This window comes from Streptomyces sp. NPDC048142 (assembly GCF_043202835.1).
Taxonomy (GTDB): Bacteria; Actinomycetota; Actinomycetes; order Streptomycetales; family Streptomycetaceae; genus Streptomyces.
In genome coordinates this window covers 297,351-316,265 of sequence record NZ_JBIDBC010000003.1, presented here as the reverse complement: position 1 = coordinate 316,265, position 18,915 = coordinate 297,351, and the positions used below count along the sequence as shown (strand labels likewise).

General features: G+C 72.0%; 16 protein-coding genes. 9 read left to right on the top strand and 7 right to left on the bottom strand.

Annotated elements, in window-relative coordinates; all coding sequences use genetic code 11:
- Nucleotides 1-161: 161 nt before the first annotated feature.
- Entirely contained in the window at nucleotides 162-1,694 is a 1,533-nt protein-coding gene (locus tag ACGF2Y_RS06310; protein ID WP_392943533.1) for a sodium-dependent transporter, read from the top strand.
- Nucleotides 1,694-1,831 (top strand): methionine/alanine import family NSS transporter small subunit, encoded by a 138-nt coding sequence (locus ACGF2Y_RS06305; protein ID WP_392943532.1) that lies wholly within the window; start codon nucleotides 1,694-1,696, stop codon nucleotides 1,829-1,831. The genes ACGF2Y_RS06310 and ACGF2Y_RS06305 overlap by 1 nt, the downstream gene beginning before the upstream one ends.
- A 24-nt stretch (nucleotides 1,832-1,855) precedes the next feature.
- On the opposite strand, the gene ACGF2Y_RS06300 is transcribed toward ACGF2Y_RS06305, so the two are convergent.
- A complete protein-coding gene (locus tag ACGF2Y_RS06300; RefSeq protein ID WP_392943531.1) occupies nucleotides 1,856-2,665 on the bottom strand; it encodes a potassium channel family protein in 810 nt (269 codons plus the stop codon).
- Nucleotides 2,666-2,890: 225 nt separating this feature from the next.
- On the opposite strand from ACGF2Y_RS06300, the gene ACGF2Y_RS06295 reads away from it, so the two are divergent.
- Genes ACGF2Y_RS06295 through ACGF2Y_RS06285 form a run of 3 tightly spaced genes read left to right on the top strand, consistent with a single transcriptional unit; the run spans nucleotide 2,891 to nucleotide 5,615 of the window.
- Nucleotides 2,891-4,015: an NAD(P)/FAD-dependent oxidoreductase gene (locus ACGF2Y_RS06295; RefSeq protein WP_392943530.1), complete on the top strand. Its 1,125-nt coding sequence runs from the start codon at nucleotides 2,891-2,893 to the stop codon at nucleotides 4,013-4,015.
- Nucleotides 4,012-4,932: an NAD(P)H-binding protein gene (locus ACGF2Y_RS06290; RefSeq protein WP_392943529.1), complete on the top strand. Its 921-nt coding sequence runs from the start codon at nucleotides 4,012-4,014 to the stop codon at nucleotides 4,930-4,932. The genes ACGF2Y_RS06295 and ACGF2Y_RS06290 overlap by 4 nt, the downstream gene beginning before the upstream one ends.
- Nucleotides 4,929-5,615 (top strand): DsbA family protein, encoded by a 687-nt coding sequence (locus ACGF2Y_RS06285; RefSeq protein ID WP_392943528.1) that lies wholly within the window; start codon nucleotides 4,929-4,931, stop codon nucleotides 5,613-5,615. Before ACGF2Y_RS06290 ends, ACGF2Y_RS06285 begins: the two co-directional genes overlap by 4 nt.
- 110 nt (nucleotides 5,616-5,725) lie before the next feature.
- Here the strand turns inward: ACGF2Y_RS06285 and ACGF2Y_RS06280 are convergent, their stop codons facing one another.
- Nucleotides 5,726-6,178 (bottom strand): cupin domain-containing protein, encoded by a 453-nt coding sequence (locus tag ACGF2Y_RS06280; RefSeq protein ID WP_392943527.1) that lies wholly within the window; start codon nucleotides 6,176-6,178, stop codon nucleotides 5,726-5,728.
- 232 nt (nucleotides 6,179-6,410) lie between these two features.
- Between ACGF2Y_RS06280 and ACGF2Y_RS06275 the strand changes: the two genes are divergently transcribed.
- On the top strand, nucleotides 6,411-8,030 hold the full coding sequence (locus ACGF2Y_RS06275) for an FAD-binding oxidoreductase (protein ID WP_392943526.1): 1,620 nt from the start codon (nucleotides 6,411-6,413) through the stop codon (nucleotides 8,028-8,030).
- A gap of 54 nt (nucleotides 8,031-8,084) precedes the next feature.
- Here ACGF2Y_RS06275 and pcaB read toward each other — a convergent pair whose 3' ends face one another.
- Nucleotides 8,085-9,524, bottom strand: a complete 1,440-nt coding sequence (gene pcaB, locus ACGF2Y_RS06270) for a 3-carboxy-cis,cis-muconate cycloisomerase (protein ID WP_392943525.1) — start codon at nucleotides 9,522-9,524, stop codon at nucleotides 8,085-8,087.
- Nucleotides 9,521-11,701 (bottom strand): FAD/NAD(P)-binding protein, encoded by a 2,181-nt coding sequence (locus ACGF2Y_RS06265; protein WP_392943524.1) that lies wholly within the window; start codon nucleotides 11,699-11,701, stop codon nucleotides 9,521-9,523. Before ACGF2Y_RS06265 ends, pcaB begins: the two co-directional genes overlap by 4 nt.
- A gap of 250 nt (nucleotides 11,702-11,951) precedes the next feature.
- On the opposite strand from ACGF2Y_RS06265, the gene ACGF2Y_RS06260 reads away from it, so the two are divergent.
- From ACGF2Y_RS06260 to ACGF2Y_RS06250, 3 genes are read left to right on the top strand one after another with little or no spacing between them, the layout of a single operon-like run.
- Nucleotides 11,952-13,202, top strand: a complete 1,251-nt coding sequence (locus ACGF2Y_RS06260; RefSeq protein WP_392943523.1) for an aspartate kinase — start codon at nucleotides 11,952-11,954, stop codon at nucleotides 13,200-13,202.
- 29 nt (nucleotides 13,203-13,231) lie between these two features.
- Complete coding sequence (locus ACGF2Y_RS06255; RefSeq protein ID WP_392943522.1) at nucleotides 13,232-14,059, top strand: 2-amino-3,7-dideoxy-D-threo-hept-6-ulosonate synthase; 828 nt, start codon at nucleotides 13,232-13,234, stop codon at nucleotides 14,057-14,059.
- A 52-nt stretch (nucleotides 14,060-14,111) separates the two neighbouring features.
- Entirely contained in the window at nucleotides 14,112-15,221 is a 1,110-nt protein-coding gene (locus ACGF2Y_RS06250) for a 3-dehydroquinate synthase II family protein (RefSeq protein ID WP_392943521.1), read from the top strand.
- A gap of 149 nt (nucleotides 15,222-15,370) precedes the next feature.
- On the opposite strand, the gene ACGF2Y_RS06245 is transcribed toward ACGF2Y_RS06250, so the two are convergent.
- The 3 genes from ACGF2Y_RS06245 to ACGF2Y_RS06235 form a co-directional block, all read right to left on the bottom strand.
- Entirely contained in the window at nucleotides 15,371-16,411 is a 1,041-nt protein-coding gene (locus ACGF2Y_RS06245; RefSeq protein ID WP_392943520.1) for a methyltransferase, read from the bottom strand.
- Complete coding sequence (locus tag ACGF2Y_RS06240; protein ID WP_392943519.1) at nucleotides 16,408-18,135, bottom strand: class I adenylate-forming enzyme family protein; 1,728 nt, start codon at nucleotides 18,133-18,135, stop codon at nucleotides 16,408-16,410. Before ACGF2Y_RS06240 ends, ACGF2Y_RS06245 begins: the two co-directional genes overlap by 4 nt.
- Nucleotides 18,136-18,477: 342 nt before the next feature.
- Nucleotides 18,478-18,840 (bottom strand): VOC family protein, encoded by a 363-nt coding sequence (locus tag ACGF2Y_RS06235; protein ID WP_030078093.1) that lies wholly within the window; start codon nucleotides 18,838-18,840, stop codon nucleotides 18,478-18,480.
- Nucleotides 18,841-18,915: the final 75 nt, after the last annotated feature.

Sequence of the window (18,915 nt, the reverse complement as noted above, 5' to 3'; positions counted from 1 at the left end):
GCCGGCCAGGACAGCAGCTCACCGCCATCGACCGAGGATCGCCGCCGAACCCGGGGTGATTCACATCTGCCGGGCCCGGTCATCGCGTCCTCGGGCCCGCTCCCGCGCTAACGTGCCATCAGCTCGATCCGCAGCGTCATGAGGAGACCCGAGGACTGCATATGACAGAGCAGCCACGTGAGCAATGGGCCACCCGCACCGGCTTTCTGCTGGCCGCCATCGGTTCGGCCGTCGGGCTCGGCAATATCTGGCGGTTCCCCGCCATCGCCTACGAGAACGGTGGCGGCGCCTTCCTGCTGCCGTACCTCATCGCACTCCTCACAGCGGGCATCCCGCTGCTGATCATGGAGTACGCCATCGGGCGGAAATACCGTCTGTCGCCTCCCGCCGCGCTGCGCAGGATGGCCCGGCCCGCAGAGGTCATCGGATGGTGGCAGGTCGTGATCTCCTTCGTGATCGCCACCTACTACGCCGTCATCATCGCCTGGGCCGTGCGCTATGTGGGTTTCTCCTTCGGCCGGCAATGGGGCGACGACCCGGAGGCGTTCCTCTTCGGCGACTTCCTGCGGGCGCCGGAGACACCGGCCTTCCTGGACGGCTTCGTGCCGGGGGTGTTCTGGCCGCTCGTCGCCGTGTGGGCGGTCGTGCTGGTCATCCTGGCGTTCGGTATCCGGCGAGGCATCGAGCGGGCCAACAAGATCTTCATCCCCCTGCTCTTCGTCCTGTTCGCCGCACTGGTGATCCGCGCGCTCACGCTGGAGGGGGCGGCCCTCGGACTCGACGCCCTCTTCACGCCGAACTGGTCGGAACTCGCCAACGGCAGCGTCTGGGTCGCCGCCTACGGGCAGATCTTCTTCTCGCTGTCCATCGGCTTCGGCATCATGATCACGTACGCGTCGTACCTGGGCCGCCGGGCCGACCTGACGGGCTCCGCGCTGGTGGCGGGCTTCGCCAACAGCTCGTTCGAGATCCTCGCGGGCATCGGGGTCTTCGCGACCCTGGGCTATCTGGCGACGGCTTCGGGGGCCGGTGTCGACGAAGTCGTCGGCGCGGGCATCGGCCTGGCGTTCGTCGCCTTCCCCGCGGTGATCTCGGAAATGCCGCTCGGCAGCCTCTTCGGGGTGCTGTTCTTCAGCTCCCTGGTGATCGCGGGACTCTCCTCGCTGATCTCGATCGTGCAGGTGGTCGTCTCCGCCGTGCAGGACCGGACCGGCATGCGCCGCATCCCGGCGGTCATGGGCATCGGCGGCCTGATCGCGCTGGTGTCGATCCTGCTCTTCCCGACCGAGTCCGGCATCTACCTGCTCGACGCGTCCGACCACTTCATCAACCAGTACGGCATCGCACTGGCCGCCCTGGTCGGGCTGATCGTCATCGTCTGGGTGCTGCGACAGCTCCCCGGCCTCCAGGCCAACGCCGACGCCACCTCCGCCGTCCGGCTCGGCCACTGGTGGCGTATCTGCCTCGGTGTCATCACGCCGCTGGTGCTGGGCTGGATGATGGTCGACAGCCTGCGGGCCGAGTTCGAGGACAACTACGAGGGCTACTCGACCGGGTTCCTGCTCTCCGCGGGCTGGAGCGTCGCCATCGGAGCACTGCTGGTCGGAGTGATCCTCACGCTGATGCCATGGCCGGCCGGTGGTGAGGACATCGACCTGGACATGGAATCGCCGGCCGACCGGAAGGACCGCTGATGTCAACCAGCGCGATCATCATGATGATCATTGCCATCCTCATCGTGTGGGGTGGACTGGTCACCGCCATCCTCCGGCTGAGGAAGCACCCGGACACTCCGGAACAGATGCCGCCCGGCACTCACCCGGCCGAGTGACCGGGCCCCGGCGGTAGCGTCTGTCTACTCACCCGGAACCACGCGCCGGCCCGTGTGCGAGCAGGGGCCGGCGGAGGAAGGGCCGGGCACCTTCGGCGCTTCGGGCCCGGAGGTGCCCGCCAGGCCCGCCACCTCGGCCCGCAGAGCGGCGACTTCCGTGGTCAGGGCTTCCAGAAGGGCCGTCTGCCTTATTCCTTCGGCGTTGTCCCGTTCGAATCGGGAGATGAACCAGGCCGCGATGTTCGCCGTCACGACACCGAGCAGCGCGATGCCGGAGAGCATCAGTCCCACGGCGAGCAGCCTGCCGAGCCCGGTGGTGGGCGCCAGGTCCCCGTATCCCACCGTCGTCATGGTGGTGAAGGACCACCACACCGCGTCCCCGATCGTGCGGATGTTGCCGCTCGGCGCGTCCCGCTCCACCTGGAGCACCGCGAGCGAACCGAACATCATGAGGGCGACGACGGACCCGGAGACGTAGACGGTCATCGTGACCTGCGGTGCGTGCCTGGCCTGTCGGCCCACCAGCAGCAGTGTGGACACCAGCCGCAGCAGGCGCAGCGGCTGGACCAGCGGCAGGACCACGGCCAGCAGGTCCAGGGGATGGCTCCGGACGAAAGCCCATCTCCGGGGAGCGAGCAGCAGTCGCGTCACGTAGTCCCCGGCGAACGCCGCCCACACCACCCACTCGGCAGCCCGGCACGCCGTGTGCGTCCAGACCGGTGCGTCCGGAGCGAGGACGGGGACCGCGTAGGCGACGGCGAATATCACGGCCAGCGCCAGCAACGGGGTCCGAAGGCGCTGATCCCACTGGTCCAGGTCGATTCGATGCTTCATACGGGCATCGTAGGAACCGGGCAGGAGACACCCTCCAGGGGGCGTCCGTCATGAGCCCGCAGGGGCCTTCCCGTGTTCTTCGGGGCGTCACGAATCACGCGAACGCGTGATGGCAGCCCGCGGCCGCTCCAGGATGCTCGGTCCGCAAGCTGACCGGATGCTGCGGCAGGAGGCCCACCGTGACCTGTTCTGTGCCCACGAACTCCCCGCTCGGGAGCCCTGACCATGGGTGAACACCGGCGTGACATCGATATCGCGGTCATCGGAGCGGGCGTGCTCGGGCTCGCGACCACGGACAGTCTGGTGCGCCGGGGCGCCGACGTCGTCTGCTTCGACGGTCGGGTTCCCGGCAGCGGGCTGTCCGGCGGGCTGACCCGGACGTTCCGGCACCGGCACGACGACGAGCGGCACGTCGCGCTCGCCATGGACGGGCGGGCCGGGTTCGCCGAGTGGGAGCGGCGCAGCGGGAAGGTGCTCATCGGTGACGAGGGCGCCGTCTACGCCGGGATGGGGCCCGCCGATGTGAAGGGGCTGGCCCTGCACGGGGTGGCGCACCACTTCGTCGAGGCGGCCGGGCAGGACTCCGTGTTCCCCGGGCTCGCTCCGGTGGACGGTCCGCTGCTCGTCGACCCGGGGGCGGGGGCGATACGGGCCCGGCACACCATCGACGCGCTCGTCGGCTGGGTGCGCGACCGGATCGTCGGCGCCCACATCCACAGCGTCACCGTGCCCGCGGACGGGGACGGCGTGGAGATCCAGACCACCGAGTCCATCTACCGGGCCCGGCACGTCGTGATCGCGGCGGGCACCGGCGCACCGGCCCTGGCACGTGGGGCCGGGATCGACATCCCGCTGGAGTCGCGGCTGCACGTGCGCCCGCACTTCCGGGTCCGGGGGCACGAGCCGGGCCGCACCCGGGCGCTGCCGTGCTGGGTCGACCGCGCCGGGATCTGGGGCGAGACCGTGTACGGATCGCCGATCGGTGACACCGGCCGGTACGTGATCGGGCTCATCGGCGCCGAGGTCGACATCCCGTTCGGCCCGGACGGGGCCCTGCCCGAGGGCAGCACCACCCTGGACGACGCCCGGCGGGTCGTCGACTACGTCGAGCGGGCGCTGCCCGGCCTCGACCCCGAACCCGTGGGCGTACGCGTCTGTGTGATGACCAAGCTGCCTGCGGGGAGCGACGCGCTGCGGGCCTGGCACACCCCCGGGGTGACGGCCGTGGCGGGGCACAACCTCTTCAAGATGGCCCCCGTTCTCGGTGAACTGCTCGCCGACACCGCCCTGGAGGACCGGCTGCCCGACCGGCTGGCGGACGCCGGGGCCGGAGCTCTGGTCGCGCCGTGACGGCCGCTCGTAGCGGCCGGATCGCAGTGACCGGAGCCACCGGCACGCTCGGCAGCGCGTTGGTACGGGAGCTGACGGGGCGCGGCCACCGACCCCTGGCGCTCGTCCGGCCGGGGCGGGGCGGGGCGGTGGCGGGGTCGGCCGATCCGGTCGAGGCGGAGCTGGGCGACGGCGGGCCGGACGCCGTGCGGCAGCTGGCCGGGGCGCTGTCGGACACCCGGGCGCTGTTCCTGCTGACCCCCTTCCACCCCCGGCAGGACCTGCTCCAGCGGACCGTCATCGAAGCGGCGGCGGCCGCCGGGGTCGCCCATGTGGTCAAGCTGTCGGCCCTGGGCGCGGACCCGGACTCGCCGGTGCTCGTCCACCGGCAGCACGGCCTGGCCGAACGGTCCCTGGCCGACCGGTGTGCCGGCCACACCGTCCTGCGCCCCAACGCGTTCACGCAGAACGCCGCCCAGTGGCTCGGCACCATCGCGTCCCGGGGGGCCGTGCTGCTCCCGGTCGGGCGGGCCCGCGTGAGCATGGTCGACGTACGGGACATCGCGGCGGCCGCGGCGACCCTGCTCACCGGCCCGCCGGGCTGCGGCGAGGTGTACGAGCTGACGGGGCCCCGGGCCCTGGGATACGCGGAGGCCGCCGAGGAGCTGGCGGCGGCCTCCGGGCGGGAGATCCGCTACCTCGACGTCTCCGAGGACGTGGCGCGCGAGGCGATGCTCGGGGCGGGCGTCCCCGCCTGGGCGGTGGCCGCCCGGCTCCAGCTGTACGCGACCTACGCGGCCGGGGAGGCCGAGACGGTCACCGGCGCGCTGCGGGAGCTGACCGGGCGTCCGCCGCGGCCGTTCGCGGACTTCGCGCAGCTTCTCGCGGAGCGGATCAGGGCCCTGCCGGCCCCCGGCGCGGCGGAGGCGGCCCGATGAGCCTCGACGTCGCTCCGGGCACCCTGGTCGTCTTCGCCGACATCGGATGCCCCTGGGCCCACCTCGCCGTGTACCGGCTGCACACCACCAGGGCGGCGCTCGGGCTCGGGGAGCGGGTGCGCTTCGACATCCGGGCGTTCCCCCTGGAACTGATCAACGACATGTCCACGCCCAAGCTGATCCTGGACGCGGAGACCCCGGTCGTCGGCGCGCTGGAGCCGGGGGCCGGCTGGCAGCTGTGGCAAGGCCCCGACCACACCTACCCGGTGAGCACCCTGCCGGCGATGGAGGCCGTCGAGGCGGCCAAGGACCAGGGGCGCGCGGCGAGCGAGACCCTCGACCTGGCCCTGCGGGCGGCGCTGTTCGGGCAGAGCCGCAACATCACCATGCGCCACGAGATCCTCGCGGTCGCCCGGGAGTGCGCCGGCGTGGACGCCGAGGAGCTCAAGCGGGCCCTGGTGCGGGGACGTTCCCGGGCCGTCATCGAGGAGCACCTGGCCGTCTCGTTGAGCGACGCCGTGCAGGGCAGTCCGCATGTGTTCGCTCCCGGCGGCCTCGACGCCCACAACCCGGGCGTCGAGCGGCACTGGATCGGCGAGATGGGGACCGGCTTCCCCGTCGTGGACCGGGACGAGCCCGGACCCGTGTACGAGGCGCTGCTGAAGCGGGCCGCGCGGGGCTGAGCCCACGCGACAGAATCGGGAGGCCGCCCACCGGAGCAGATCCGGTGGGCGGCCTCCCGACGCTGACGCACGGGTCGCGGTGGCCCTCGGCGGCCACCGAGGGCCACCGGTCATTCCGGGACGATGATCATGCCGAAGTCCTCGGCCCGCTGTATCACGAGCTGTTCGTAGCCGACCGGCTCGTCCGGCCGGTCCTTCCCCGGCACGACCGGCGAGCCGATCTCCATGAAGAAGTTCTCGAAGCCGGCCGGAGCGAGCACGAAGAGCAGCTTCGTGATCTTGCTGGAATCGTTGCGGAATTTGTGCTTGGCGCCGCGCGGAATGAAAATGAACGCCCCGCTCTCCGCCTTGATGACCTCGTCCCCCGACGCCACGGTGAGTTCACCGTCGAGAAGATAGAAGATCTCGTCCGCGTCGTTATGGATGTGCATCGGCGGTCCGTTGTCCGGGGCTATCTCCCCTTCGAGCAGAGTGAACCCCGGGCCGGTGGTGCCCTTTCCCGCCTTCACCGTGTACTTGTCGCCCTGCAGGGCCCAGACGCTGGGCCCTTCGCCGGGAGCCACGTACGTAATCGATTCCGATCCTGTTCCAGCGCCCTGGGGGCCCCACGGGATACTCATCGGCTTCCTCACGGTCGTCACGGTCTTCGCGTCGTTGCCGTGCCCAAGTCAACCGGCGAGCCCCGCGCCGGGCATCACGTGATCACGTGATGTGGCGGTGCGCGCCGCGATGGCATCTTCCCCGGAACAGGCACCCGGCGCCTCGCCGGGCATCGTCGACAACGGAGGACGAACCATGAACCCGGTATCGCGCAGACGACTCATCACCGGTACCGCGGCCGCGGTGGGGGCCACGGCGCTGGTCGGGCCGGCCGAGGCGGTGGCGTCCGGGAGCTCCGCCCGTACCCGCCCGGTCCGCGCGCTGACCGTGGCCCCGACGGACATCCGCTACTCGGGGCTGACCAGCGGTCAGAACCAGCTGTTCCGCAGCAGACCCGAGGCCATCCGGCTGCCGACCAGCACCGACCAGGTGGTCTCCGCGGTGCAGGAGGCGGTGACGGCCGGCCGGCGGATCAGCGTCCGCGGCGGGGGCCACTGCTACGAGAACTTCGTCGATCACCCGGACGTCGAGGTGATCATCGACATGTCGGCCATGCGCGCGGTCGAGTACGACCCGCGGATGTGCGCGTTCTCGGTGGAGGGCGGCGCCACGCTCGGCGAGATGTACCAGACGATGTTCCGGCAGTGGGGCGTCACCCTGCCCGGCGGGGCCTGCTACTCGGTCGGCGTCGGCGGCCATGTCACGGGCGGCGGTTACGGCAACCTGAGCCGGCTCCACGGACTGGTCGTCGACTACCTGTACGCCGTCGAGGTCGTCGTGGTCGACCCCGACGGCCGGGCCCGTTCGGTCATCGCGACCCGCGAGGCCGACGACCCCGACCGGGACCTGTGGTGGGCCCACACCGGCGGTGGCGGCGGCACCTTCGGCGTCGTGACCCGCTACTGGTTCCGCTCGCCCACCGCGACCGGCACCGCCCCCTCGACCCTGCTGCCCGCCCCGCCCTCCGACGTCCTGGTGACCTGGCTCCAGTGGCCCTGGGACCGGCTGAACGAGCGGAGCTTCACCCGCCTCGTACACAACTACGGCCTCTGGAACGAGCGGAACAGCGCGCCCACCTCCCCGTACACCGGGCTGACGGCCCGTCTGGAGCCGGGGCCGAAGGCCGCCGGCAGCGTCCTGCTCGCCGTGCAGATGGACACCGCCGTGCCGGGCGCCCGCCGGCTGCTCGCCGACTTCCTGGCCGCCGTCAACGACGGCGTGGGGGTGACTCCCGTGGAGGTCCAGGAGCTGCACCGGCTGCCCTGGTTCCAGGCCACCGGCTGGCCCGGGTTCTGGCTGAGCAACCCCACCGACCGCTACAAGTACAAGTCCAGCTACCACCGCAAGGGGCTCACCGGCGAGCAGACGGCCGGCCTCTACCAGGTGCTGACGGACTCCGACTACGACCACCCGGCCTTCGTCGTCTCCATCGCCGCGCACGGCGGCCAGGTCAACGCGGTGTCGCCGACCGCGACGGCCCAGCCGCACCGCGACAGCGTGCTGAAGCTGCTGTGGGGCACCGCGTGGGCCAACCCCGGCGACGACGCGAAGCACTTCGCGTACATCCGGCGGGCCTACTCCACCGTCTACGCCTCGACCGGCGGGGTGCCCGTCCTCGACGACGTCACCGACGGCTGCTACATCAACTACGCCGACGCCGATCTCACCGACCGGGTGCGGAGCAACCGCTCGGGCGTCGCCTGGCACGACCTCTACTGGAAGCAGAACTACCCCGCGCTCCAGCGCGCCAAGTCGCGCTGGGACCGGCGGAACGTCTTCCACCACGCGCAGTCCGTCAGGCCGCTCGGATCCTGACCGCACGGACGGCGGGGCGCCCGGACCCCGGAATCCGGCGCCGGGCGCCCCGGATCAACGCGCCGCGTGCCGGGCCAGGACGCGGTCCGCCAGAATCCCGGCGGCGCCCGGATAGCCCGAGGGATCCAGCAGGTCCTTCGGCGCCCCGGGACCGGTGAACAGCCCGGCGGCCTCCGGTACGGCGGCCAGCCGCTCGGCGAACGAAGCGCCAGGACCGTCCGCCTCCGCTTCCGCCGCCTCCGCTTCCGCCGCCTCCGCCGACAGCCGGGCCAGCAGCTTCTTGGCCGCCGCCTTGCCGATGGCCGGCGCGAGCAGGGCGTTCAGCCGCTCCGCGAGGAGCGCGCCCTCGCCCGACTCCAGGTTGGCGCGCATCCGGTCCGGGAACACCGTGAGACCGGCGGCCAACTCGGCCGCGCTGTCGGCCGCGCCCGCGGTCAGCCGCAGGCACTCCCGCAGCGGCTGCCACTCGGCGTGCCAGCCGCCCGCCGAGCGCTCGTCCTCGGACACCAGCGCCTGGGTGAGCACGAGCGCGAGCGGCGGCACCTGGCGGGCGGCCGAGGCGATCAGGGTGGCGAGCACCGGGTTGCGTTTCTGCGGCATGGCCGAGGAGGCGCCACGGCCCCCGCCGGACGGCTCGGCCACCTCCGCCACCTCCGTACGGGCCATTCCCTGTACGTCGACGGCGAGTTTGCCCAGCGCGCCCGCGGTGAAGGCGAGCACCGCGCCCAGGTCGGCGAACGGTGTGCGCAGCGCGTGCCAGGGCACCGATGGCGCGGTCAGGCCGAGCCGCCGGGCGAACGGTTCGAGCAGCTCGGTGCCCCGGCCGGGCAGCCCGCCCTCACCCGCCGCCGGGGTGCCGATGGCGTACTCGTTGTACGCGGCCAGGGTGCCCGCCGCCCCGCCGAGCTGGGCGGGCAGGCCGGTGGCCAGCACCACCCGGAGCCGGTCCGATGCGTCCAGCACCAGACTCAGCCAGCCCGCCGCCTTGAGGCCGAAGGTGACCGGCACGGCGTGCTGCGTCAGCGTCCTTCCGGCCATCGGGGTGTCGCGGTGCCGCGCCACCAGCAGCGCCAGTGCGTCCGCCGCCCTGACCAGGGCGTCGTCGGTGTACCGCAGCGCGCGGGCGGCGACCAGGACGGTCGCCGTGTCGAGCACGTCCTGACTGGTGCAGCCGTGGTGCACATGCTCCGCCGCCTCCGGGGACAGCGCCGCCACCGCCCCGGTCAGCGCCCCGACCAGGCCGACGACGGGGTTCGCCGCCCGGCGCGAGCCGTGGGCGAGCGCCACCGGATCGATGCGGCCCGAGCGTGCCGCCGCCCTGATCGGGCCGACCGAGGAGGCGGGGATGAGACCCAGCCCGGCCTGCGTCTCGGCCAGCGCGACCTCCACCTCCAGCATGGCCTCCAGATAGGCGCGGTCGGACACCAGCGGCTCCACGCCGCCTCCCGCCCAGAGAGGGGAGAGCAGACCCACGTCGTGCCGGTCGCCGATCATGAGGCTCCTTGGGCCGAGGGGGCGGGAAGCGCCGCCGGTGGGCAGCTGGTGGGCAGCCAGGGCAGCGGGATGTGGCGGCGCAGCGGGGCGTCGTGGCGGGCCGGGGTCCCGGCGGCCGGCCGGTCCGCCGCCAGGCAGCGGCGTGCGATGGCGTCGCTGTCGCCGAGGATGACCGAGTTGACCCCCGGCCGGACGCCCGCAGCCGTCACCCAGTGCACGGACTCGGTGGGCACGCCGAAGGCGAACCTGCGCGGATGCGGGCGGTGGGCCGAGTCGAGCAGGTGGTACGGCCTGCGGGAGACGGCCACCCCGCCGGTCTCGTGGAACCCGCCGTCGCCGTCCGGGATGCGGTACGGGGCACACTGCCCCGAGCGCAGCAGCTCGCGCAGCAGCGGGTCGGTGGTGGAGCGGACGTCGGGCTCGCTGAGCCGGGCCTCGATCAGCGCCGAGACCCGGACCCCGGAGCCGGGAGCCCCGGCCGACCGGAGGGCGAACCCGCTGCCGTCCGGCTCCGGTTCGGCCCGGACGCCGGGCAGGCACATCCGCACGACACCGGCCTCGACGAGGGCGATCAGCTCCTCGATGCGACGGGCCGGCGGGCCGATCGAGAGATACGCGTTGAGAGGGGTGTACCAGGCCCGGAGCTCGTCGCGGTACGAACGGCCGCTGATGCCGCCGTGGTCGACCACCAGCCGTATCTCGTTGCGCAGATCGCGCAGCACGTCCAGGGCCGCCTTCAGCGGGCTGCTCACATTGCCCTTCAGCGCCTCGGCCACATCGTCCCGCAGATGACCGAGCAGCCACCCCTGGAATATCCACCGCTCGGTGAACTTCCGCTCCCCGTAGGGCCGTTCGATCAGCTGCCAGCTCCAGCGCCGCTCCGCGGGAACGCCGTAACGGTCCAGCAGAGCGGACTCCTCGGCCCCCTCGGGCCCGCCCCGGGCCACGAACTCCGCGCAGAACACCGCCCCGGCCGCCGCCTCGCCCCGCTCGGTGAGGAGGGCCCGGTAGTAGACCGCGCGCACCTCCCGGGAGACCAGCGGCCAGACGTGCCCGCGAAACGACAGGGTCCCGGTGCTCCGCTGCCGCTCGCGCAGCTCCTCGATGGCCGCCGGGGTCAGGAAGAGCGGCTCGTGCCGCCCGGAGACGCCCTTCTCGTTCTCTCCGCGTGCGTGGTACGGAATGCCGCGCCGCGACCCCGCGTACAGCACCGGCTCCTGCCCCGAGGGGTGGTACACCAGGGACCGGCCGTCGCGCTCGAACACCCCTCCGCGCCCGCCCGTCAGCAGCGCGACGATGTCGAAGAAGGTCAGCCCCATCCCCAGCAGCCCGGTCGGCTGCCCCGCCCCGATCCGGGCGAAGTCGACGTCGGCGGGGTTGGCCGGTGGGAAGTAGAGGAGCCCGCCGCGCTGCGCGTACCGGGCGAACTCGCGTTCACGCGGGGTGTGTTCGACCGGAATGTGGCCCTGGGCCAGGACCACCGCAGCGAGCTCCGCCACCTCGCCGCCCCGGTCCAGGGTGACCACCTGGCTCCGCCGGCTGCCCGGGGCGTCGCGCAGCGCCACGGCCGTGGCGTGATGGACCGTGATGGAGAGATTGGGGGGAGCCCCGCGGCGCAGCCGGTCGAGGACCCACATCAGGTAGTGCCCGTAGAGCCGGCGCGTGGGATACGCGTCGGGGCCCAGCGCCGTCGCCTCCCGGCGGACATCGTCCGGCAGGCCGCCCGAGCCCAGCTCCTCCAGCAGGGTGGCCCACTGGTGGAGGCTGGGGCCCGGCACGACCGGCCCCGCGCAGTCGACGGACTCGTCGCAGAACAGCGTGATCTGCGACGCCACCGTGTTCATCAGCAACTCGGCCCGCTGGCCGGTGCGCCACACCTGCCCGCCGCTCGGACACGGATCGACCAGGTGCACGGCGTACCGGCGCTCCCGCAGGTGGGGGAGCCCGGCGTTGGCACAGAGCCGCTCCACCACCGAGATGCCGCGGGGGCCCGCGCCGATCACACAGATCCGGGTGACGCCCTCCTCCGCCGGCACCGAAGCCGGCCGGGAATCCGGCACCGGATCCGGCACCGGATCCGGCACGGAAACCGGCGCCGAAGCCGACGCCGGATTCCCGGCTGTCCGGTCCTCGTTCACCCCATGGCCGGTGAACGGCCTTCCGCTGTCATTCGCCATGACACTCCTCGGGCCCCGGGCCGTACACGGAGAACAATCGGACTACCCCGCGGACGTTATGCGTATCGGGCCGGCGGCACATCACGCCAACGCGGGATATCGGCGACCTGCGGGCGGACTTCGGGCGTCCGGGGATTTCCGGAACGCCGACCCCGTACATCACGTGTATCCGTGATCCGGTACTCATCGCCGATGTGTAGAAATGAATTCGCGCAACGTCATGTGCCCCGATCATCCGGTGCGAGGACATATGCCAGCAGCGATCCAGAAGTTCGGCGGGAGTTCCTTGGCGACTCCCGAGAAAATCCGCCAGGTCGCGGAGGCCGTCGCCCGCTCCCATTCCGCGGAGCGGGGTTCGGTGGTCGTCGTCTCCGCCCGTGGCGAGGAGACCGACGTCCTCCTGGCGGCGGCCGCGGAGCTCGGTTCCGCGCCGCCGCCCCGGGAGCTCGACCAACTGCTCGTCACGGGGGAGAACGCCGCCGCCGCGCTGCTCGCCATCGCCCTGCACGACCGGGGGCTGCCCGCCGTCTCCCTGACCGGGCCGCAGGCGGGCATCGGCGTGAGCGGTACGCACGGCGCGGGGATGATCTCCGCGATCGATACGGGCCGCCTGCGCGCCGAACTGCGGCGCGGGCGGATCGTCGTGGTCTCCGGCTTCCAGGGCGACGACGGGAGAGGAGACGTGATCACACTCGGCCGCGGTGGTTCGGACACCACCGCGGTGGCGCTGGCGGCCGTGCTCGGCGCCCGCGCCTGCGAGATCCACACGGACGTTCCGGGGATCTACACCGCCGACCCCCGGGTCGTACCGGAAGCGCGCGTGCTGCCAGTCGTCGATGCGGCGGTCATGGCCGAAATGGCTTTCGCCGGGGCGCGGGTGATGCATTCGCGTGCGGTGGAACTGGCCGCGGCCAACGATCTGGACGTGGTGGTACGCGGCTCGTTCTCGGCAGAACCCGGAACCATCATCCTCGGACGGAGCACCGACATGCTCGAAACGCAGGGACCCGTCACCGCTGTCGCGCACGACATGAACATCGCGATGGCCCTCACCCGCTCGGACCGCGCACGGAACGGTCTCGCGGCGGACGTCCTCACCGAACTGGCACGGTCCGCCGTACCCATCGACCTGCTCTCCTTCGGCGTCCCGGACGGTCCGGGCTTCCGGATGGGATTCGCCGTGCCCGGCAGCCGGCTGCCCGCCGCACGGGAGGCCATCGGCAGGATCTCCGCACACCTGGGCTGCGAGACGGAGGTGGACGAGAAGGTCGGCAAGGTCTCGCTGGTGGGGGTGGGCCTGCTGAACCGGCCCGACTGCACCGCGCGGCTCCTCGCCGTCCTGGCCCGGCTGGGAACCGCCCCGAGCTGGGTCTCCTCGACCAACCTGCGGGTCTCGGTGATCATCCCCCTGGACCGGGTGCCGGAGGCGGTCAACGCGTTGCACCAGGAGTTCGGCCTCGGCCGAGACGACATCGAAGCGCAGACGCTGGTCACGGCGTGACCGGGGACGAGCGCAGAAGGAGCACCCCCATGACGCTCAACGGCTCGTTCGGCGCGCGCCTGCGCGCCCGCAAGCTCTACCGGAACTCTCCCGACCGGCTGCTGGTGGTCCCGCTGGACCACTCCGTCACCGACGGGCCCATCGCCTCCGCGGCGGGCCTGAACCACATGGTGGGCCGGCTCTCCGACAGCGGGGTCGACGCGATCGTGCTGCACAAGGGCACCCTGCGCCGGCTCGACACGGAGCCCTTCACCAGGACCTCGCTGATCGTGCACCTCAGCGTGAGCACCATGTACGCCCCCGACCCCGACGCCAAGTACCTGGTCAGCGACGTCGAGAACGCCCTGCGCCTGGGCGCCGACGCCGTCAGCGTCCATGTGAACGTGGGTTCCGCCGGCGAGGCCGCCCAGGTGGCCGACATGGCCGCCGTCGCGGACGCCTGCGACCGGTGGAACATCCCGCTGCTGGCGATGATGTATCCGCGTGGCCCCGAGATCAGCGATCCCCGGGACCTCGTGCTCATCAAGCATGTCGCCACCCTCGCCGCCGACCTGGGCGCGGACCTGGTCAAGGTCCCCTGCCCCCGCTCGGTGACGGACCTGGCCGACGTCGTGAGCGCCTGCCCGGTCCCCGTCCTGGTGGCCGGCGGACAGACCGCCGCCACCACCGAGGAACTCCTCGACGCGGTGGGCGACATCCTCGACACCGGCGTCGGCGGGCTCGCCATGGGACGCAACATCTTCCAGGCCGACGACCCGGGCAAACGCGCCCGTCAGGTGGCCGACCTGGTGCACGCCCCGCCCGTCGGGTACGGCCCGGCCGGGACTCCCGGCCCGGCCCCGCACCGGCTGCCCTAGGACCACCGAGTCACCACCTCGCCCCATCCCGATCTCACTGAGGAAGAGGACCATGAAGCTCTGCTGGCTCGATCTGCGCAAGAAGAACGACCTCACCCCCGCGATCCTGGAGGAGGCGGTCCACCAGCGGCTGGACGGTGTGGTGGCGTCCTCGGCCGCGGACCTGGCGGATCTCCCGCCGACCGTGAAAAAGGTGCTCTTCCCCGACGGCCCGGAACTCCCGGAGGACTTCGGCCAGGCCGACATCGTGATCGTCAGGCCGGAGCAGCACGGCGAGCCCGCCGCTCTCGCCGCACGCCACCCCGGCGTGGAGTTCGGCCGGTACGTGGAGATCGTCGACGCCCCGACCCTGGAGGTGGCCTGCCGGGCGGCCGCCACCGAGCGGTGGAGCCTGCTGTGGTTCCGCGACCCCACGAAGATCCCGCTGGAGATCGTCATCGCGGCCGGCAAGGCCGCCAAGGGGACCGGCAGCATCGTCACCCTCGCCCAGGACGTCGAGGAGGCCGAGATCATCTTCGGCGTGCTGGAACTCGGCTCCGACGGCGTGATGATGGCCCCCGCGAAGGTCGGCGACGCGACCGGCCTCAAGGCGTCGGCGGTCTCCCGTACCCCCGACCTCGACATGGTCGAGCTCACCATCACCGCCACCGCCCACATCGGCATGGGGGAGCGGGCCTGCGTCGACACCGTCACGCACTTCCGCCAGGACGAGGGGATCCTCGTCGGCTCGCACTCCAAGGGCATGATCCTCTGTGTCAGCGAGACCCATCCGCTGCCCTACATGCCCACCCGGCCGTTCCGCGTCAACGCCGGCGCCATCCACTCGTACACGCTGTCCCAGAACTCACGCACCCACTACCTCAGCGAACTCACCGCCGGCAGCAAGGTGCTCGCCGTCGACGTCAAGGGCCAGACCCGGGTCGTCGCCGTCGGCCGCGTCAAGATCGAGAGCCGTCCGCTGCTCTCGGTGGACGCGGTGGCGGCGAACGGGACCACGGTCAACCTGATCCTCCAGGACGACTGGCACGTCCGGGTGCTGGGCCCCGGCGGGGTCGTGCACAACAGCACCGAACTCCGGCCGGGCGACGTCGTCCTCGGCCACCTGCCCACCGCCGACCGGCACGTCGGCTACGCGATCGACGAATTCTGCCTGGAGAAGTAGGCCCGCCCACCGCCGACGGTCATCACGACGGCCCGGGGCCCGGGGAACCGATCGGTTCCCCGGGCCCCGGGCCGTTCATCGGCAGGCCCAGGCCTTTCGCTTGGATCCGGTCGGACCCCGCGAGCCCGACATGATCCAAACGAGAGGCCCTAAGCGGGCACCGCCACGATCACGCTCGTGGGCGCCCGGGTCGGCCGGGTCTCCTTGTGCCGGAACCCGGCCTTCTCGAACAGGTCCACGTACTCGGCCTCGGTCCGCACGTGCCCGGTCAGCAGGGTCAGCATCACGATGTCCTCGAACTTGCCGAAGTGCGGGGTGTCGCCCTCCGGAAGCACCTCGTCGATGATGATCAGCCGCCCCGAACCGCCCAGCGCCCGCCGGATGTTGCGCAGGATGCGTACGGCGTCGTCGTCGTCCCAGTCGTGGATCGTCCAGGACAGTACGTAGGCGTCACCGCCCGCCGGAACCGACTCCAGGAAGTTCCCGCCGACGCACTCGGCCCGCTCGGAGAGCCCCAGACCGGCCAGGACCGCCTCCGCGTCCGGCACCACCCGCGGCAGATCGTGGACCACCGCGGTCATCTCCGGGTAGCGCTGGAGCAGCGAGCCCACCAGCCGCCCGTGACCGCCGCCGACGTCGACCAGCCGGCGCACGTCCGACAGGTCGTAGGCGTCCAGCGTGCTGGAGTTGACCATCACCGACATGCTGCTCATCGCGCTGTTGAACAGCGAGGCCAGCTCCGGGTGCTCGGAGAAGTACGTCCACCAGTCCGTGCCGTGCAGGTGGTTGAAGGACGGCTTCCCGGTGCGCAGGCTGTGGGCCAGCGCCCCGAAGGAGTTCTGCCGCTGGGGCAGACCGACGTACCGCGCCAGGTCCCGCATCGACCCCGGTACGTCGCTGCGCAGCGTGGCCGCCAGCGGGGTGAGGGCGAAGGAGTGCGGTTCCACCTCCGTGAAGACCCCGACGCTCGCCAGCGCCCGCAGCCCCCGGTAGAGCGCACCCGGGTGGGTGCCGGTCCGCTCCGCGATGTCGTCCACATGGCGCACCTCGTCGCCGATGGCGTCGGCGACACCGAGGTCCGCCACGGCGATGATCAGCTGGCTCACCAGGGAGCTGTAGAGCATTTCGTACATACGGACCGGCGGAGGAACGTCGCCGGTCGGTTCGGGGTCGAACTGGTAGCGGGTCATGAGCTGCTCTCCTCGGTGCCCGGCGACGGCCGGACGAGTACGTCGGCGAAGTGTTCGCGCAGGCTGCGCTTGAGGACCTTGCCGGTGGCGCCGGTCGGGAAGTGCTCCGGCTCGGTGGCGAGCACCGCCGCGCTCAGGCCGGTGAGCCCCCGGGCGCGCAGTACGTCGTTGAGCGAGGCCAGGAGGTCGGCCGGAGCCTTCGCCCCGGGCTTCAGTAGGACCGTGGCGAAGGGCACCTGCTTGCCGAGCGGCGGGGGAGCGTCGACCGCGACGACCGCGCAGTCGGCCACCTCGGGGCGGCCGAGCAGGATCGCCTCCTCCATCGGCAGGCTGTAGACCGGCCCTTCGGCGGTGTCGATGACGTCGGGCACCCGGTCCAGATGGAAGAACCGGCCGCGCCGGTCCCGGTAGACGATGTCCCCGGTCAGCCAGAAGCCCGAGACGGACGACTTCCCCGTCAGCTCGGTGTTGCCCCAGTAACCCGGCGTGCGGGTCGGCGAGATGACGCCGAGCCTGCCCGCCCGGCCGGGGCCGAGCTGCCGGCCGTCGGGATCGAGCACGGTGGCCCGTTCGACCACCTTGACCGGCTTGCCGACGCACCGGTCGTAGTCCTGTCGCTCCGGCTCGCTGACCTTGCGGAACAGCGCCATGCCCATCTCGGAGGAGCCGAGTCCGTCGATGAACCGGGAGCCGGCGCGCGAACCCCGTCTGCCGGGCCGCCGGCCGTGCCGGATGAGGGCCTTGATGTGCGCCTCGTGCGCGGAGTCGCCCGTGTTGATCCAGGTGTGGACGTTCCCGACCGCCGAGGGCGACAGGTCGAGCCGGGCCAGTTCGGCGTACGTCTGGGGGAAGGCGACCACCAGGGTCGGCCGGAACCACCCGGCCGCGTCGTGCACCGCCTCGCCCGAGGAGTCCGCCATGACCAGGGTCGGCAGCCCCAGCAGGGTGGCCGTCATCAGATAGCTGATGCCCGCCGAGTGGGTCTGCGGCAGTGCGGACAGCATCCTGTTGGCCCCCGCGTCGGGGAAGCTCACCAGGCGGTGCCGCTTGCCGCGGAAGAACTGCCGGTGGCCGAAGGTGACGGCCTTCGGCGGCCCGGTCGTGCCGGAGGTGTGGCACAGCATCACGAGGTCGTCCTCGCCGTGCCGGTAGGGGAAGACGCCGGGCAGCGAGGGCCGGGCGGTCCGGGTGCGCGGGAAGGAGCGCAGGTCCTTCTCGAAGGCCAGGGTCTTCGGCAGCCCGCCCGACTCGCGGAGCCGGTCGATCCCCCCGGCCGTGCCGACCAGGCCGAACACGCCGATCCGGCCCAGGTACTCGGCGGCCACGGCCGGCTTCATCCGGCCGTTGACCAGGGCGGCGATGGCGCCCAGGGAGCTCAGCGCCAGAAAGTGCAGAAAGGCGTCGATGCCCTCGCCGGCGTAGACGCCGACCGGGTCGCCCTTGCGCACGCCGGCCTCGTGGTACCAGGAGGCGTACGCATCACGTATCTCCGTCAGCCGGTCGAGGCTCAGACGTTCCAGACCGTCCTCCTCCGGGCCCTCCGTGTGCTGCGTGTGCTGCGCGAGGAGGAAGGGGGCCGACGGGTCGGGGCTGACGGCACGGGCATGATCGAGGAAACTGCCCACCCCGAGGGTGGGTTCGGCCAGGAGCCGGAGCCGGGCGCGCAGCGGCATCCGAGCCGCCGGCGCGAGGCCCATGCTGATGACGCCGGTATTTTCGCGCATGCGTTCCTTCCTGGGAGAAGGGGCGAAGAGCCCTGGAAGAAGTGCGATGGAGCCTGGAAGAAGTGCGATGGAGCCCTGGGAGAGGCGCGACGGGCCCTGGGAAAGGTGCGATGGAGCCCCGGGAGAAGGTGCGACGGGGCCCTGGAAGAAGTGCGAGGGGGCCTGGGAGAAGCGCGACGGAGCCCCGGGAGAAGTGCGACGGGACCTGGGCGAACGTGCCACGGGTCCCTCCCCGCGACCGCCCTCCCCGCGACCGCCCTCCCCGCGACCGCCCTCCCCGCGACCGCCGCCGCCCGCGCGGGGGCGTGCGGCGGCGGTCGGGAGCGGTCGGGAGCGGCCGGATCAGCCCTCGTAGACCGTCAGTTCGTAACCGTCGGGGTCCTTGAACTGGAACTCCCGGCCGCAGAACCCGTCGCACGGCGGCTTCGTGATGGTCACGCCGTGGTCGGCCACCGTCTTGGCCAGACCGTCCGGGTCCTTCGCCTTGATCCACAGGACGACGCCCCAGCCGAGCTCCGTCACGGAGTCCAGGTCCACCGTGGCCTGGCGCAGGGCGATCTTGATGGGCTCGGTCTCCAGCACGGCGGCGGTGGGGACCTTGGACTCCGTCTCCTTGAAGCCGATCACCTCCGTGTAGAAGCGCCGGGCCCGTTCGACGTCACGGACCTGGAGGGTGAGGAAGTTGGGTCCGATCGCGTTCGTCATGAAGTGCCTCTCTGCCGTTGCGTCACCAACCCTTGGACGGCTCAAGTGTGTTGGGGCACGGGATACGCGGCATCA